General features: G+C 63.2%; 13 protein-coding genes. 9 read left to right on the plus strand and 4 right to left on the minus strand.

The genetic code is table 11. The features are described 5' to 3' along the window. Positions 1-254: 254 nt before the first annotated feature. The 3 genes from JV241A_RS23065 (at position 255) to JV241A_RS23075 (ending at position 5475) form a co-directional block, all read left to right on the plus strand. Positions 255-1436: a porin gene (locus JV241A_RS23065; RefSeq protein ID WP_134064618.1), complete on the plus strand. Its 1182-nt coding sequence runs from the start codon at positions 255-257 to the stop codon at positions 1434-1436. A 366-nt stretch (positions 1437-1802) separates the two neighbouring features. Beyond that, the gene (nosP, locus tag JV241A_RS23070) at positions 1803-2966 is read left to right on the plus strand and encodes a nitric oxide-sensing protein NosP (RefSeq protein ID WP_115086707.1); all 1164 of its coding nucleotides are present in this window, start codon (positions 1803-1805) and stop codon (positions 2964-2966) included. Next, positions 2929-5475 (plus strand): PAS domain-containing hybrid sensor histidine kinase/response regulator, encoded by a 2547-nt coding sequence (locus tag JV241A_RS23075; protein ID WP_134064715.1) that lies wholly within the window; start codon positions 2929-2931, stop codon positions 5473-5475. Before nosP ends, JV241A_RS23075 begins: the two co-directional genes overlap by 38 nt. Here JV241A_RS23075 and JV241A_RS23080 read toward each other — a convergent pair. Together JV241A_RS23080 and JV241A_RS23085 are read right to left on the minus strand one after the other, a co-directional pair. Continuing rightward, complete coding sequence (locus JV241A_RS23080; RefSeq protein WP_115086705.1) at positions 5453-6460, minus strand: aldo/keto reductase; 1008 nt, start codon at positions 6458-6460, stop codon at positions 5453-5455. The genes JV241A_RS23075 and JV241A_RS23080 overlap by 23 nt on opposite strands. 127 nt (positions 6461-6587) lie before the next feature. Continuing rightward, the gene (locus JV241A_RS23085) at positions 6588-7922 is read right to left on the minus strand and encodes an MFS transporter (protein WP_134064620.1); all 1335 of its coding nucleotides are present in this window, start codon (positions 7920-7922) and stop codon (positions 6588-6590) included. 161 nt (positions 7923-8083) lie between these two features. On the opposite strand from JV241A_RS23085, the gene JV241A_RS23090 reads away from it, so the two are divergent. Further along, on the plus strand, positions 8084-9184 hold the full coding sequence (locus tag JV241A_RS23090) for a sugar diacid recognition domain-containing protein (RefSeq protein ID WP_115086704.1): 1101 nt from the start codon (positions 8084-8086) through the stop codon (positions 9182-9184). A 110-nt stretch (positions 9185-9294) separates the two neighbouring features. After that, positions 9295-10458: a glycerate kinase gene (locus JV241A_RS23095; RefSeq protein WP_134064622.1), complete on the plus strand. Its 1164-nt coding sequence runs from the start codon at positions 9295-9297 to the stop codon at positions 10456-10458. Positions 10459-10481: 23 nt separating this feature from the next. Here the strand turns inward: JV241A_RS23095 and JV241A_RS23100 are convergent, their stop codons facing one another. Further along, complete coding sequence (locus JV241A_RS23100; protein ID WP_134064624.1) at positions 10482-11441, minus strand: site-specific integrase; 960 nt, start codon at positions 11439-11441, stop codon at positions 10482-10484. A gap of 179 nt (positions 11442-11620) precedes the next feature. Between JV241A_RS23100 and JV241A_RS23105 the strand changes: the two genes are divergently transcribed. Next, positions 11621-12592 carry a DNA-binding protein gene (locus JV241A_RS23105; RefSeq protein ID WP_134064626.1) on the plus strand — a complete coding sequence of 324 codons (972 nt, stop codon included), beginning with the start codon at positions 11621-11623 and terminating at the stop codon, positions 12590-12592. A gap of 124 nt (positions 12593-12716) precedes the next feature. Then, positions 12717-13301, plus strand: a complete 585-nt coding sequence (locus tag JV241A_RS23110) for a hypothetical protein (protein WP_134064628.1) — start codon at positions 12717-12719, stop codon at positions 13299-13301. A gap of 12 nt (positions 13302-13313) precedes the next feature. Here JV241A_RS23110 and JV241A_RS23115 read toward each other — a convergent pair whose 3' ends face one another. Further along, positions 13314-13826 carry a GNAT family N-acetyltransferase gene (locus JV241A_RS23115; RefSeq protein WP_134064630.1) on the minus strand — a complete coding sequence of 171 codons (513 nt, stop codon included), beginning with the start codon at positions 13824-13826 and terminating at the stop codon, positions 13314-13316. 273 nt (positions 13827-14099) lie between these two features. Here JV241A_RS23115 and JV241A_RS23120 point away from each other — a divergent pair, with 273 nt between their 5' ends. Both JV241A_RS23120 and JV241A_RS23125 read left to right on the plus strand, forming a co-directional pair. Next, a complete protein-coding gene (locus JV241A_RS23120) occupies positions 14100-15416 on the plus strand; it encodes an NAD(P)/FAD-dependent oxidoreductase (protein ID WP_134064632.1) in 1317 nt (438 codons plus the stop codon). Beyond that, a complete protein-coding gene (locus JV241A_RS23125) occupies positions 15416-15826 on the plus strand; it encodes a RidA family protein (RefSeq protein WP_003201555.1) in 411 nt (136 codons plus the stop codon). Before JV241A_RS23120 ends, JV241A_RS23125 begins: the two co-directional genes overlap by 1 nt.

Here is a 15826-nt window from a genome sequence, read left to right on the forward strand (position 1 = left end):
TGCAAATTTGCCCAATACAATCCGTAAATCTGCAGGCTGAATCTGCATTTTTGCATGGGTAGGCGCGCCTAACGCACCGGGTCTTGCCACTTTAGCCTTGTGACACCGGCGAACAAGGTATTAGTTCCGCCTGCGGGGAGCCAGGCCCGCGGCGCCAAAGCAGCACTCTGTACGTTCCAAGGCAGCGTATGGCTGCCTGGCGCGCATTTCGATAATCCCCTCCGACATTCGTCCCCCCGTTTGCGGAGAGCGCCATGCACAACAATAAAAACGCCAATCGCCGTTTCCTGCCTTTGCTGACCAGCCTCGTGGCCCTGGGCCTGAGCCCCTTGGCCGATGCCGAAATCATGCTCTACGACAAGGAGCAGACGACCTTTTCCACCGACGGCTACATCAACGCCTTCTACGTCAACAGCGACGTCGATCGGGCAGGGGAGCAGTACGATCGTCGCCAGTCGCGGGTGAAGATGGGCTTTCTGCCCAACTACCTGGGCTTCAACATGACCCGCCAGGTGGATGACCTCAAGCTCGGTGGCCGCGCCTCGTTCTGGGTGACCATCAACGACAGCGAAACCAACGGCACCGACACCGCCATCGACGTGCGGCAGTTCTACGGCACCGTCGCCAACCCGGAGTGGGGCGAGGTGCTGATCGGCAAGGACTTCGGCCTGTTCGCCCGCTCCAACATCCTCCTCGACGAGCTGCTGGCAGGCTATGGCCAGGTCAGTGACACCCTGGGCCTGGTGGATGGCGGCGGCGTGTCGTTCGGCAATATCGGCAGTGGCTACCCGTACCCGTTCCCGACCTCGCAGATCACCTACCGCACACCGCTAATGGAAGGCCTGCGCATCGCCGTGGGGATCATGGACCCGGTCGACACCAACGACGACAGCGCGGTGGGCAAGGCCTATCAGGAAAACCCGCGCACCGAGAGCGAGATCACCTACCAGTTCGACCTGGGCGGGGCGCAGGTCTACAGCTGGCTCAACGGCACCTACCAGACTTCGGACAATACCGACAGCAGTGTCGACTCGGTCACCTCCAAAGGTCTCGGCTATGGCGTGCAGGCAAAGATCGGCGGGTTCTCGCTGACCGGTTCGGGTTTTACCGCCAAGGGCATCAACCCGTTCTTCACCAACAATGCCGGCGAGGCGACCTTGCGCGAAGTGGACAGCAAGGGTTACCTGCTGCAGGGCTCGTACAAGGTCGGCAAGAACCGCCTGGCGCTGTCGTATGGCAAGACCAAGGATGACGGCAATGGCGCGGTGAACACCGGCGCCGACTACGAAACCCGTGGTATTGCGTTGTTTCATGACATCAACGACAACCTCAAGCTGGTGGCCGAGTACAACCAGTTCGAGATCGACGGGCATGAGGGCGATGCGCAGAATGAAGACACCGATACCTTTGCCGTGGGGGCAGTGCTGACCTGGTAAACACCAGACCTGAGCGCACAGCCAATCCTGTGGGAGCCGGACTTGCCGGCGATCGAGCGCGCAGCGGTCGTAATCCAGGCGCCGCATGATGGGTTGGCTGTACTGGCCTCATCGCTGGCAAGCCAGCTCCCACAGGTCTTGCACTGCCCCTGGGAGCACAGCCAATCCTGTGGGAGCCGGACTTGCCGGCGATCGAGCGCGCAGCGGTCGTAATCCAGGCGACGCGTTATGTGCATGGCAAGCCAGCTCCCACAGGTTCCGTTCTACAACCAATGCCACCCACACCCAGTACCCAAGTAGCATTCGGCCCGCTCCCGAGCCTCCATAAACTGCCTGCATCCATCAATGCCCACCCAGGAGGCAGCCATGCAGCAGTTTCAAGCCGAGGGGGTGATCAGTGCCGTGTCGCGGGCCAGCGCCGCCGAGCTCGCCGCCCAGGAGCTGGCCAGCCAGCTGCTGCACCCGCACCTGGGCTTTGTGCTGTTCTTCTGCTCCGCCGAGTACGACCTGCCAGCCCTGGCCCAGGCCCTGCAACAGAGCTTCGGGGGCATCCGCCTGGCCGGTTGCACCAGTGCCGGTGAACTGACCCCCGACGGCTATGGCCGGGGCTGCATTACCGCCCTGGGTTTCGATCACCGGCAGTTTTCCATCGCCGCCGAACTGATCGACGCCATGCCGCAGTTCAGCCTAATCCAGGCCCAAGCCACGGTCGAGCGGCTGGTGGGCGAGTGCCGCAGCAACACCCTGGCGCCGATCAAGGGCCACAGCTTTGCCCTGACCCTGCTCGATGGCCTGTCGAGTCGCGAAGAAACCGTGCTGGCAGCGCTCAGCGCGGCGCTGGGCGACATCCCGCATTTTGGCGGCTCGGCGGGTGATGACAACTACCTCAACCACACCCACGTTTACTTCGACGGCGCCTTCCGCACGGGCGCCGCCGTGGTGCTGCTGGTCAATACCTGGCTGGAGTTCGAGGTGTTCACCACCCATCACATCGAGCCGCGCAGCGAAAAACTGGTGGTCACCCGCGCCGACCGCAACCTGCGCCGGGTCTACGAACTCAATGCCGAGCCGGCGGCGCTGGAATACGCACAACTGATCAATGTGCCGGTCAGCCAGATCAACCACCGCACCTTTGCCGCCCACCCGCTGGCGGTGCGTATCAACGAACGTTATTACGTGCGCGCCATCCAGCAGGTGCACGAGGACCTGAGCCTGAGTTTTTACTGCGCAGTAGAGAATGGCATCGTCCTTACCGCCATGCGCCCAGGGCCCTTGCTGCCCAATCTGGAAAACCTGTTCGAAGGGCTGCAACAGCGCCTTGGCCCCTTGCTGCTGACCATCGGTTGCGACTGTTTCCTGCGCCGCCTGGAACTGGAAGGCAGCGACAGCCTGGCCGAGGTCGGCAGCTTCCTGCGCCAACAGCGGGTGCTGGGTTTCAACTCCTACGGAGAACAGTTCAATGGCATGCACATCAACCAGACCTTCACCGGCGTTGCCATCGGACGGCCCCGTGGCCAGCTTGAACAGTGACCAGCGGCTGGCCGAGCTGCAAAGGGCCAACCACAAGCTGCTACGGATCAACGCCGCACTGATCGAACGCCTGGAGTCCGGCGCGGCGCGGCCGGACGACTCCTATGCGGCGTTCCAGCACTCGGTGGTGCTGGCCGAGCAGGTGCGCGAGCGTACCGATGCGCTGAACCAGACCCTGGTCGAGCTCAAGGCCAGCAACCACCTGCTCAGCGATGCCCGCTTGCGTGCGGAAACCGCTCACCAGCACCTGGTCGATGCCATCGAGAGTATCTCCGACGCGTTCGTACTGTTCGATCCGGACTTGCGCATCGTGCTGTTCAACAGCCGCTTCAAAGCGTTCTGGGCCAACAGTCGCATCCGCATCATCAGCGGCATGCGCCTGGCCGAGGTCAAGCGCCTGATGCACAGCAGCGGCCTGTTCCGCGAAGAACAGCGCGGTGCCAGCGACGAGCACCTGCTGTATCGCCTGCAAGGTGGACGCTGGCTGCAGGTCAGCGAACGGCCGACCCAGGACGGCGGGCGGGTGATGCTGTTCACCGATATCACCGAGGTCAAGCACAGCGAAACCCGCCGCCGCGAGCAGGCGGTGGCGCAGAAGTCCTACTTGCTGCAACGGGCGGTCGACAACCTGTCCCAAGGCGTGGCCATGGTCAATGCCGATGGCGTGCTGGAGTTGTGGAACCGGCGCTTTCTCGAACTCAGCGGCCTGGCGCCGATCGCCGCGCACCGCAGTTTTACCGAGGTGATCGCCGACAGCGAACTGGCGCTGCTGACCCCGGCCAGCCGCGACGGCAACGGCCGCTGCGTGCATGAGCTGGAACAACGTCTGTTCGATGGCCGCATGTTGGAGATTCGCACCCACCCGCTGCCTACCGGCGGCTTCGTCAATACCTTCACCGACATCACCGAACGCTACCAGCACGCCGAGGCCCTGAGCGAAAGCGAACGCTGGATCCGGCTGATCACCGACCATGTACCGGCACTGATCGCCTACCTCAATGCCGAACTGGTCTACGAGTTCACCAACAAAGTCTACGAGCAGTGGTACTGCTGGCCGCCGGGGGTGATGCTCGGGCAGAAACTGCGCGAGGTGCACAGCCCCGAGCACTACCAGCGCCTGGAGGGCTACATCGAGCGGGCGCTGGCCGGCGAGAGCGTGACCTTCGAGTGCGCCGAAACTCACGTCAACGGCCAGCAGCGCTACATGCTGCGCTCCTACGTGCCCAACCGCCTGGCCAGTGGCGAGGTGGTGGGGATCTTCGTGCTGATCCGCGACATCACCGAACGCCGGCGCACTGCGGAGGCCCTGCACCAGGCCTACCAGAACCTCGAAGTGCGGGTGCGCGAACGCACCGCCGAACTGAGCCAGGCCAAGCAGGAGGCCGAGCAGGCCAACCTGTCGAAGACCAAGTTCCTCGCTGCCGTCAGCCATGACCTGTTGCAACCCTTGAATGCGGCGCGGCTGTTCACCAGTGCCTTGCTCGAACAGAGCAGCGCCAACCCGGCGCTGGTGCGCAACGTCAGCAACTCGCTGGATGACGTCGAGAACCTGCTCGGCACCCTGGTGGACATCTCCAAGCTCGATGCCGGGGTGATCAAGGCAGACCTGGCCAGCTTCGCCGTCAGCGACCTGCTCGACAATCTTGCCGCCGAATATGCCCATGCCGCCGCCAGTGAGGGCTTGCGGATGGCGTACGTGCCGTGCGGCCTGAGCGTGCACAGCGATATCCAGCTGTTGGCGCGGATCCTGCGCAACCTGCTCAGCAATGCCATCCGCTACACCCCTGGTGGCCGCGTGTTGCTCGGCTGCCGGCGACGTGGCAAGGCACTGTGGATCGAAGTCTGGGACACCGGCATCGGCATCGCCGAAGACCGCCGCGAGGAAGTCTTCCAGGAGTTCAAGCGCGGTGACGTCCAGCGTCCGGATCAGGATCGCGGCCTGGGGCTCGGGCTGGCCATCGTCGACAAGATCGCCGGGATCCTCGGCCATCGCCTGCAGTTGCGTTCAGTGCCCGGCAAGGGCTCGATGTTTGCCATTGAAGTGCCGCGCAGCCGGCAAGCGCCGAAGCGGGTGGCGGAGCCTGACCTGAGCGAGCCGCTGCGCGAACGCCTGGAAGGCGCACGTATCTGGGTGCTGGATAACGATGCGGCGATCTGCGCAGGTATGCGTACGCTGCTTGAGCAGTGGGGCTGCGAAGTGGTGACGGCCCTGAGCGAGCAGGACCTGGCGCGACAGGTGGCAACCGACAGCGCCGAGGCCGACCTGCTGATTGCCGATTATCATCTGGACAACGGCCGCAATGGTGTCGACGCAGTGGCGGCGATCAACGCCCTACGGCGTACACCGCTAGCGGCGCTGATGATCACCGCCAACTATAGCAACGAGCTCAAGCAGCAGGTGCGCGAACTGGGCCACACCCTGATGCACAAGCCGGTGCGGCCGATGAGGCTCAAGGCCGCGATCAGCCACCTGCTGGGGACCGAACTCAGCGTGGCAAGCGCCCGCTGACGAAGTGCGCGCTGTCGTTGTAGCCGTGAGTCGAGGCGTGGCCGGGGGTGACCAGCGAATCGATGAAGGCTTCGTCTTCAGCGCTGATTTTCACCTCAAGGGCGCCGCTGTAGGTGTCCCACTGGGCCTCGGTGCGCGGGCCGACAATCGCCGAGCTGATCAGCGTGTTATTGAGTACCCAGGCAATCGCGAACTCGACCATGCCAACGCCCTTGGCCTGGGTATAGGCGTGGATCTTCTGGGCGATTTCCAGGGATTCAGGGCGCCATTCGGTTTCCAGGATGCGCTTGTCCTGGCGCCCGGCGCGGCTGTTGGCGTCGGGGCTGGCATTGGGCGCGTACTTGCCGCTGAGCACGCCCCGGGCCAGTGGGCTGAACGGCACGATACCCAGGCCGTGGTAGGCGGCCGCGGTGAACTGCTCGGGTTCGGCCTGGCGGTTGACGATGTTGTACAGCGGCTGGCTGACCACCGGCTTGGCCACGCCCAGGCGCTCGGCCAGGTTGCAGATCTCGGCGATGCGCCAGCCACGGAAGTTGGACACCCCCCAGTGGCGGATCTTGCCCTGGCGCAGCAGGTCGCCAATGGCGCTGACGGTGACCTCAAGCGGGGTGTTGTGGTCTTCGCGGTGCAGGTAGTAGATGTCCAGGTAGTCGCTACCCAGGCGGGTCAGGCTGGCTTCGATGGCGTTGAAAATATGCTTGCGGCTCAGGCCGCTGCGGTTGGGCAGGCCCTCGGCAGGGCCGAAACCGACCTTGGAGGCGAGGATCCAGTCCTGGCGGTTGCGGGCGATGGCCTCGCCGACGATTTCTTCGCTGCGCCCGGCGTTGTACACGTCGGCAGTGTCAATGAAATTGATGCCCTGATCCCAGGCCTTGTCGATGATGCGCAGCGAGTCTTCGGTGCTGGTCTGCTCGCCGAACATCATGCTGCCCAGGGTCAGTGCAGACACCTGCAGGCCGCTTTGGCCCAGAGGACGGTAGATCATGATCGAAAGTCCCTTCGCGGTTGGAATTCGATCTGTTTTACACAGTTCCACCTCCGATTTAAAGCATCGCGGGGCAAGCCCGCTCCCACCTATTGCAGGAGCGGGCTTGCCCCGCGATGGGGGTGCCTCAGTTCACCGGTTCAGCCACCGCCCCGGCAGTCCGCACCCGCGAAACCCGCAACGCCACCAGGCTGCCAAACACAATCAAGCCCGCCAGCGAATACAACGCCGCATCGGTCGAGCCGGTCTGGTCCTTGATGAACCCGACCAGGTACGGGCTGAGAAAGCCCGCCATCTGCCCGACCGAGTTGATGATCGCCAGGCCCGCCACTGCGGTGCCGGCGCTCAGCAGCGCGGTGGGCATGGGCCAGAACATCGGCAGGCCGGTGAGGGCGCCCATGGTGGCGATGCTCAGGCCGATGATAGCGATCACCGGGCTGTGGGCGAAGTTGACCGCAATCACCAGGCCCAGGGCACCCATCAGCATCGGTACCACCAAATGCCAGCGGCGCTCGTTGCGCAGGTCCGCCGAGCGCCCGACCAGCAGCATGAACACCCCGGCCAGCAGGTAGGGGATCGCGCTCAGCCAGCCGATCAGCAGGGCATCGTTGAAGCCCAGGTTCTTGATGATCGACGGCAGCCAGAAGTTGATCGCGTAAACCCCGCTCTGGATACAGAAGTAGACGAAACCGAAGGTCCAGATCAGCGGGTTGGCGAACACCGACAGTACGCTGTCGCTGGTGGTCGGCGGTTTGCTGGCGGCATCGGCCTTGAGGTCGGCCTCGATCATCTGCCGTTCAGCAGGGCTCAGCCACTTGGCTTTGGCGTAGCCGTCACTGAGCAGGAAAATTGCCAGAAAGCCGAGCAGTACGGTGGGCAGGCCCTGGATCAGGAACATCCACTGCCAGCCGGCCAGGCCATGCTGGCCGGCGGCGAAGTGATTGAGAATCCAGCCCGAGAACGGCCCGCCGAGCAAGCCGGACACCGGGATCGCCGACATGAACAGGGCCATGATCCGCCCGCGCCGGGTCGCCGGGAACCAGCGCGAAAGGTACAGCACGATGCCGGGGAAGAAGCCCGCTTCGGCGGCGCCGGTGAACAGGCGCAGCACGTAGAACTCCATGGGCGTGGTGACGAACAGCAGGCAGGTCGACAGCGTGCCCCAGGCGATCATCATCAGCGCGATCCAGCGCCGCGGGCCGAAGCGGTTGAGCGCCAGGTTGCTGGGCAGCCCGCAGAGCACATAGCCGATGAAGAAAATCCCGGCACCCAGGCCGTAGACGGTTTCGCTGAACTTGAGCGCATCGAGCATCTGCAACTTGGCGAAGCCGACGTTGACCCGGTCCAGGTAGTTGAACAGGTAGCAGATGAAGATGAATGGAATCAGCCGCAGGGTAATGCGCCGATACAGCGCATTGCGGGTGGCGTCTTGGCCTTGGTCAGGGGCAGGGCTGTATGACATGATTCTCTCTCTGTTGTTATGTTTATCGCCGCAGCCTGCATCGAGGCGGCTGCTGCTGCGAGTCTCGGTGAGCGGGCCGTGGCTGTCTTTGTGCTTTTGCACAGCATTTTGCCTGGCCTGCTGTGCCCCGGACCAATCATTGCGACAACAAGGATCCTCCCATGTTCGAACTGGACCATGACCTGGCACAAGACATCGTCGAGCGGGCGATGGCGATTTTGCCGTGCAACGTCAACGTCATGGACAGCCAGGGCCTGATCCTCGGCAGTGGCGAGCCGGAGCGCATCAACACCCGCCACGAAGGCGCGCAACTGGTATTGGCCAATGGTCGTATCGTCGAACTGGATGTGGAAGCAGCCAAGTGCCTCAAGGGCGTGCAGCCCGGGGTCAACCTGCCGCTGCTGCTCGACGGTCGGCTGATCGGTGTGCTCGGCCTGACCGGCGATCCCCAGCAGTTGCGCACCTATGGCGAGCTGGTGCGCATGACCGCCGAAATGCTTCTGGCCCAGCGTCACCTGCAGGTCGAGCAGCAATGGCGGCGCCAGCGCTGCGATGACTTGCTGGCGTTGCTGCTGGGTGGCTCCGGCGATTCACCGCGCCTGGTCGACGAGGCCCGGCAACTGGGGCTCAAGCCACAGCTGCCGCGCATTCCCTGCCTGTTCGAACTGGATGCCGGGCCCGCAGCCGAAGCGCTGGCCAGCTGGTTGATGAGTCGTTATCCGGACAGCTGGTGCGTCAGCCCGGCGCGGCAATCACTGCTCTGGTGCCGGCCCGCCACGGTGGTGCTCGATGAATCGAAGTTGCTGGATCGGCTGCAGCGTCACGGCTGGCAGGTCCAGCGCCTGGCCGCAGGGTCGGCGGCGCAAGGCCTGGAGCAGCTGCGCCGCGGTTATCGCCGGGTTCGCGACCTTCTGGCTTATGGGCGTGAAGTGCTGCCAGCCGAGCGCCTGCTGACCCTGAGCCGCTATCGGCTACCGGCCTTGCTGTGGCGCCACCGCAACGATGACGCCCTGGATGAGTTGCTCGAGCCGCTGCAGCGGATTCGCGCCAAGGACAACAGCGGCCAGTTACTGGCAACCCTGCGTGCCTGGTGCGCCCATGATGGCCAGAGCCAGGCCTGCGCCGATGCCCTGGGCATTCATCGCAACAGCCTGCGCTACCGCCTGGAGCGCATCGCCGAACTGAGCGAAGTCGACCCGCTGCGGCTGGAGGGGATGCTCAGCCTGTACCTGGGGTTGCAATTGCTGCCGGCCGGTAGCTGACTCGACTTTGGCCAAGTGCCAAACAAAGGCCGCCGGTTTTTGTGCATTCGACTGACGAACAATCAAGGCCCAACTGTCAGCATGCAGGCATCTGGATCAGGAGAATCCCCATGAAAATCGTCATCGCCCCCGACTCGTTCAAGGACAGCCTCAGCGCCGAAGGCGTCGCCGACGCCATTGCTGCAGGTTTTGCCCAGGTGTTGCCGCAGGCGCAACTGGTCAAGTGCCCGATGGCCGACGGTGGCGAGGGCACCATGGAGGCCATCGTTGCCGCCTGTGCTGGCGAGCTGCGCAGCCAGCGCGTACGCGGGCCACTGGGGGAGGCGGTCGAGGCCGGTTGGGGGTGGCTGGGCGACAGTCACACGGCGATTATCGAAATGGCCACTGCCAGTGGCCTGCAGCTGCTCACGCTGGGCCAGCGCGATGCCTGCCGCAGCAGCACCTACGGGACCGGGCAACTGATCAGCGCGGCGCTGGACGCCGGCGCCCGGCGGATCATTCTGGCCATTGGCGGCAGTGCGACCAATGATGCGGGCAGCGGTATGCTGCGTGCGCTTGGCCTGCAGTTGTTTGATGCTGAGAATCAGCCGCTGGCTGAAGGTGGGCTGGCGTTGTCCCGGCTAGCCCGCATCGATGCCAGCGCGCTGGACTCGCGCCTGGCAGAGGTGCAGCTGGAAGTCGCCGCCGATGTCGACAACCCCCTGTGTGGCAGCAATGGGGCCTCGGCCATCTTCGGTCCGCAAAAAGGCGCCAGCCCCGAGCAGGTACAAGCCCTCGACCAGGCCCTGGGTCACTTTGCCGATCACTGCGCGCAACTGTTGGGCACTGATGTGCGTGATTTTCCCGGATGTGGCGCGGCAGGCGGTATGGGGTTCGCCGCCAAAGCCTTCCTGCAGGCCGCCTTCCGTCCCGGGATTGAGGTCGTGGCCGAACTGGCCGGTCTCGAGGCGGCGGTGCAGGGCGCTGACCTGGTGATTACCGGCGAAGGCCGCTTCGATGCCCAGACCCTGCGCGGCAAGACGCCGTTCGGCGTGGCCCGGGTAGCGCGGCGTCACGCCGTACCCGTGGTAGTGATTGCCGGCACCCTGGGCGAGGGCTATGAGCAGCTGTATGCCCATGGCATCGACGCCGCATTTGCCTTGACCAGCGGCCCGATGAGCCTGGAAGCGGCCTGTGCCAACGCACCAGCCTTGCTCCAGGCGCGTGCTCGCGACATTGCCCGCCTGTGGAATTGCGCCCGCCAGACCTGTGGGAGCGGGCTTGCCCCGCGATGAGGCCAGCACCTTCACTATTTGTGTCAAGCCTGATCCGTCAGTAGCCCAGCGCTGCTGCCACCTTCGAGCAGCGCCAGTTCGCCAAACGACACCGACGCATCGATATAGCGCAGTGCCGACTTGGCATCCTTCCAGCCGACATAACTCATCAGGGCCTTGAGCTCCCAGCCATTGCTGGTCGCCCAGGTAGCAAAACCGCGGCGCAGTGAGTGACCGGTATATAAAGCCGCCGGTACACCCGCGCGCTCAAGTATGCGCCGCAACAGGCCGATCAGGCTGTTGCTGTTGAGCGCCTGTTCGCTCAGGTTGCCCCAGCGGTCGAGCTTGCGAAACACCGGCCCATGGGCAATGCCCGCCACCTCTAGCCATTGCAGGTAAGCCTGTACCGGGCACAGCACCTTCAGCGCCGGTGCCCGGTGACGCACGCCCAGCGCCTGGCGGTCGCCCTTGCTGCGGGGCAGGAAGATCGTCATGCCGACGCCTGCCTGCGCCTGGATATGCTCGACCTGCAGACGCGCCAGCTCATCGCCGCGGAACCCACGCCAGAAACCGATCAACAGCAAGGCCTTGTCACGACTGGCGCGCAGCAGCGCAGGCAGGTCGTGCCGGGCGCGGGCCTGGACAGCGTCATGCTCAATTGCCGCAACGGCTGTTTGCAGATGCTGTATCAGCAGCGGCGCTGCCTGCTTCGGTTCGCCAGGGTGGAGCGTGCGGATGCCCTTCAGCAGTTGGCGCACCATCGGCGCCTTGGTCGGGTCGGGAAAGCCCTGGCTGACATGCCATTGCCCGAGCGCTGCCAGGCGCTGCTTGAGGGTGCTGATCGAGTGGGTCTGGGCGTGGTCGGCGAGGTAGCGGGCGATGCTGTCTGCTGTCGCCGGCAAAAAGCCTCCCCAGCTCACTTCGAAGTGCTCAACGGCGGCCTGATAACTGCGCCGGGTGTTCTCCCGGGTGGCGGCCTGCAGATAGCGTTCGATGGGGTTCATGGCGGTGCTCCTGGCCAAACGTACCGACCTCGGCACTTCAGGCCGACATTTTAACCCTTAACATGCGATAAGCCGTGATTATTTCATCTTAGCAACAGGTTCATCGATCACAGAATCAATGAATGAGATAGTATGTAAATACATGGTACGTAACACAGTATGAAATAGTAGGAGCTCACATGGCCCGTGGCGGTATCAATAAAGCATTAGTGCACAAGGCGCGGCAGGCGCTGCTGGCCCGTGGCGAGCATCCAAGTATCGATGCGGTACGTATCGAACTGGGCAATACCGGCTCGAAAACCACCATTCACCGCTATCTGAAAGAACTGGAAAGCCTGCAGCCAGCCGCGCCTACCACCGCGCCAAACCTCAGCGAGGCTCTGGCGACGCTGGTCGAGCAACTGGCTGAGCAGCTGCAGCAGGAGGGCGAGGCGCGCATCGAGCAAGCCCGTAGCGCCTTCGAACAAGAGCGCCAGACGCTGCTGGCCCAGGTACAGATCAGCCAGCAGGCATTGGCGGCGCTGCAACAGCAGCATGAGATCCAGGCCGCGGCACTGGCCAGCGAATCAGAAGCTTTGGCCACTACCCGCAGCACCCTGCAAAGCGAGCAGACACGTAACGCCACGCTCAACCAGGCCGTGGGCGAGCTGAACCTGCGCCTGGCGGACAAGGACGAGCAGATCCGCTCGCTGGAAGACAAGCATCAGCATGCCCGCGACGCCCTGGAGCATTACCGCAACGCCAGTCGCGAACAGCGCGATCAGGATCAGCGTCGCCATGAGGCGCAGGTGCAGCTGCTGCAAGTGGAAGTGCGCCAGTTGCAGCAGACCCTGATCGTCAAACAGGACGAGCTGACCCGGCTCAACCGCGACAACGAAGGCTTGCTGGTACAGATCCGCGCGCTCAAGGATGCCCAGCGCGGCTTCAAGACCCAGGGCGAACGTCAGCAGGCGCAAATCCACGGATTGGAGGTGAAGCTTGCGCAGCTCAGCGGATCACGTGACGAACTGGAGAAACAGAACAAGGACCTGGCCTTGAGCCTGGCCGAGCGAGTCTCGGAGCTGCGCCGCCAGTTGCAGCTGATCGGCAAGCAGGAAGCGCAGCTGCGCCAGTTAGAGAAAAAAATTGAGCAGCATCGGGACGCTGGATGAGTTTCACCCGCCAGGCAGGTGCGCGGTGGGGACTTTTCCTCATTCTCAGCGATTGGAACCTGAGATTAGCTTGATGGGGCGCGCTTTGCGCTTAGATCAAACTGAAGAACAGAGGAAATTGCCAATGCCGACGTATGATTACCAACCCGAGCGCTCATTTGTTGCCTATGTCCGTTCCACTACAGAGGGGCACGCGGGCACATTGGACACTTGGGAGTATCAGGAGGATTACCGCAATATAAATCCCGAAAAGCGCCTCAAGCAAAGTGACGGTTGGCTGACCTTCAATCTGCCACGGGACGCTGCGGCCCCCATGGGCTTTCTCTTTGCGTGCTTTTTTAACCCTGAAGAACAAAAACTTCTCTACCAGATCTGCGTTGACAATCCTGCAAGCGCCTTCCACGGCTGGTCAGTGGATATCAGTACCAATGACTATCTGGGGCTTTACCGCACGCCATTAGCCTATGGCAAAGGGCAATTCTGGAGCTTGCTCACCAATGGCAAAGAGGTCGAGGCTCAACGCGGAGTACTATCGCCCGTCAGCCTTGTGCCGGAAGGAAAAAAAGCCATTAGGGTAGACAAACAACAAAAAGGCCCTGCGGTTCACAACACGCATAATCTTTATGCCAGCGTTGGCCGAGGGCAAACAGTCGACCTGGTGCTGGATATCATCGCTGTCAATGTTCCCGATATCCCGATGCCACGCTAGTCTGGCTCGGTATTAGCGAAGGGCAAGCGACATGGCGCAGCGCGCACTCGAATGCTGAGTGACTTCCACTTCCAGTAGCTGCGCAAGCGCGCCGTCCAGGTCGCTATCAGCGAGGCGCGTAAAGCCTAAGCGTGCATAAAAGGGGGCGTTCCAAGGGACGTCGGTAAAGGTCGTGAGCGTCAGTGCAACAAAACCTTGAGTGCCGGCCCAGTCGCCCACGGCAGCGATCAGTCGCCGACCGTAGCCCAACCCTTGATAAGCCTGAGCCACTGACAATTCAACGATGTGCAGGTTGTGCCCCATGGCTTTCGTACAAATGAATCCTTGGGGCTCATCCTGTTGATCGACCACCACCCACTCCTGGTTTGAGGTGATGAATGCCATGTGCTCGGCGCTACTGAGCAGCGGTCCTTCGGCAATCCATTCCAGTCCTGGATGACAGGCAAAGGCCTGCGCTGCCGAACGTTCGACTGCGGGTAGTAAAGGTGCGTCTTCAGCGCGGGAAAGGCGGATGTTCAGGGACATGACGGCAACTGTGCAGGGTAAAGCTGCAGTGTCGTCAATCGTCGGCCGGTCCGCAACCGCGCTCGATCGCTGGCAAGCCAGCTCCCACAGGAGTTGTGGTGTGCAACATCTCTGTGGGAGCTGGCTTGCCAGCGATGGGCTGCAAAGCCGCCCCAGTTTTTTACTCTCTAACAACCATAAAAATCATAATTTCGCGTTTTCCCGCGCGCTCCCAGAATGCGACCTACACCCTCCCACGGCCACCCGCGTGGGACAACTCAGTAGGGCGCAGACATGACAACCAATAAAACCAAAATCGATACGCTTGTAGTTGGCGCCGGGCAAGCCGGTGTGGCCATGAGTGAACACCTGAGCCGCCTGGGCGTGCCGCACCTGGTGCTGGAGCGCAAGCGCATTGCCGAAGCCTGGCGCACCGGCCGCTGGGATTCGCTGGTGGCCAACGGCCCGGCCTGGCACGACCGCTTCCCGGGCCTGGAATTCGAGGGCCTGGACCCGGACGCCTTCGCTGGCAAGGACCAGGTCGCCGACTACTTCGAAGCCTACGCCCGTAAGTTCAACGCGCCGATCCGCACCGGTGTCGATGTCACCCAGGTGGTGCGTAACAGCGACCGCCCGGGTTTCACCGTGCAAACCAGCGACGGGGTGATCGAAGCGCAGCAGGTGGTGGTCGCCACCGGCCCGTTCCAGCGCCCGGTGATCCCGCCTATTGCCGTGCAAGCGTCGAGCGTGCAACAGATGCACTCGGCCGCTTACCGCAACCCGCAGCAGCTGCCTGAAGGCGCGGTGCTGGTGGTGGGTGCCGGTTCCTCGGGCGTGCAGATCGCCGATGAACTGCAGCGCGCCGGCAAGCAGGTATACCTCTCGGTCGGTGCCCACGACCGGCCGCCACGGGCTTATCGCAACCGTGATTTCTGCTGGTGGCTGGGCGTGCTCGGCGAGTGGGATGCCGAGACCATGCAGCCGGGCAAGGAGCATGTGACCATCGCCGTCAGCGGCGCCCGTGGCGGCCACACCGTCGATTTTCGCAAGCTGGCCCAGCAGGGCATGACCCTGGTCGGCCTGACCAAGGGCTTCGACAACGGGGTGGTCAGCTTCGAGGCCAACCTGGCCGAGAACATCGCCCGCGGTGACGAAAACTACCTGGCGTTGCTCGATGCGGCCGACGCTTACATCGCCCGCAATGGCCTGAACCTGCCGGAAGAACCGCAGGCGCGGGAGATTCTTCCCGACCCGCAGTGCCTGACCCAGCCGCTGCTGGAACTCGACCTGGCCAAGGCCGGCGTCAGCACCATCATCTGGGCCACCGGCTATTCGGTGGACTACAGCTGGCTGCAGGTCGACGCCTTCAAGGACAACGGCAAACCCAAGCACCAGCGCGGCGTGTCCAGCGAGCCAGGGGTCTATTTCGTCGGCCTGCCTTGGCTGTCGCGACGCGGCTCGGCCTTTATCTGGGGGGTGTGGCACGACGCCAAGCACATCGCCGACCACATCGTAAAACAGCGCACCTACCTCAATTATCGCGACGCTTCGCAGCGCCAAGCCGAGCACCAAGCGTCCAGCCAACCTGTCAGCCTCATGGGAGCCCGTTGATGCCTACTCATACCCGTATTCGCATGTTCAACACTAAAGACACCTACCCCAACCAGACCCTGGACAACGACCTGTGCCAGGCCGTGCGTGCCGGCAACACCGTGTATGTACGGGGTCAGGTGGGCACCGATTTCAACGGCCAACTGGTCGGCCTCGGCGACCCACGGGCCCAGGCCGAGCAGGCCATGCGCAACGTCAAGCAACTGCTGGAGGAAGCTGGCAGCGACCTCAGTCATATCGTCAAGACCACCACCTACCTGATCGACCCGCGCTACCGCGAACCGGTGTACCAGGAGGTCGGCAAATGGCTCAAGGGCGTGTTCCCGATCTCTACGGGATTGGTGGTCAGCGCTCTCGGCCAGCCGCAGTGGTTGATGGAAATCGACGTGATTGCGGTCATCCCCGAATAA

This window comes from Pseudomonas sp. JV241A (genome assembly GCF_900275665.1).
Taxonomy (GTDB): Bacteria; Pseudomonadota; Gammaproteobacteria; order Pseudomonadales; family Pseudomonadaceae; genus Aquipseudomonas; species Aquipseudomonas wadenswilerensis.

What these genes read in the sequence shown, in the direction of transcription:
- JV241A_RS23110 (WP_134064628.1), top strand. Translation starts at nt 12,717, where the DNA reads ATGCCGACGTATGATTACCAACCCGAGCGCTCATTTGTTGCCTATGTC.
- nosP (WP_115086707.1), top strand. Translation starts at nt 1,803, where the DNA reads ATGCAGCAGTTTCAAGCCGAGGGGGTGATCAGTGCCGTGTCGCGGGCC.
- JV241A_RS23065 (WP_134064618.1), top strand. Translation starts at nt 255, where the DNA reads ATGCACAACAATAAAAACGCCAATCGCCGTTTCCTGCCTTTGCTGACC.
- JV241A_RS23085 (WP_134064620.1), bottom strand. Translation starts at nt 7,922, where the DNA reads ATGTCATACAGCCCTGCCCCTGACCAAGGCCAAGACGCCACCCGCAAT.
- JV241A_RS23080 (WP_115086705.1), bottom strand. Translation starts at nt 6,460, where the DNA reads ATGATCTACCGTCCTCTGGGCCAAAGCGGCCTGCAGGTGTCTGCACTG.
- JV241A_RS23105 (WP_134064626.1), top strand. Translation starts at nt 11,621, where the DNA reads ATGGCCCGTGGCGGTATCAATAAAGCATTAGTGCACAAGGCGCGGCAG.
- JV241A_RS23100 (WP_134064624.1), bottom strand. Translation starts at nt 11,441, where the DNA reads ATGAACCCCATCGAACGCTATCTGCAGGCCGCCACCCGGGAGAACACC.
- JV241A_RS23095 (WP_134064622.1), top strand. Translation starts at nt 9,295, where the DNA reads ATGAAAATCGTCATCGCCCCCGACTCGTTCAAGGACAGCCTCAGCGCC.
- JV241A_RS23090 (WP_115086704.1), top strand. Translation starts at nt 8,084, where the DNA reads ATGTTCGAACTGGACCATGACCTGGCACAAGACATCGTCGAGCGGGCG.
- JV241A_RS23125 (WP_003201555.1), top strand. Translation starts at nt 15,416, where the DNA reads ATGCCTACTCATACCCGTATTCGCATGTTCAACACTAAAGACACCTAC.
- JV241A_RS23120 (WP_134064632.1), top strand. Translation starts at nt 14,100, where the DNA reads ATGACAACCAATAAAACCAAAATCGATACGCTTGTAGTTGGCGCCGGG.
- JV241A_RS23115 (WP_134064630.1), bottom strand. Translation starts at nt 13,826, where the DNA reads ATGTCCCTGAACATCCGCCTTTCCCGCGCTGAAGACGCACCTTTACTA.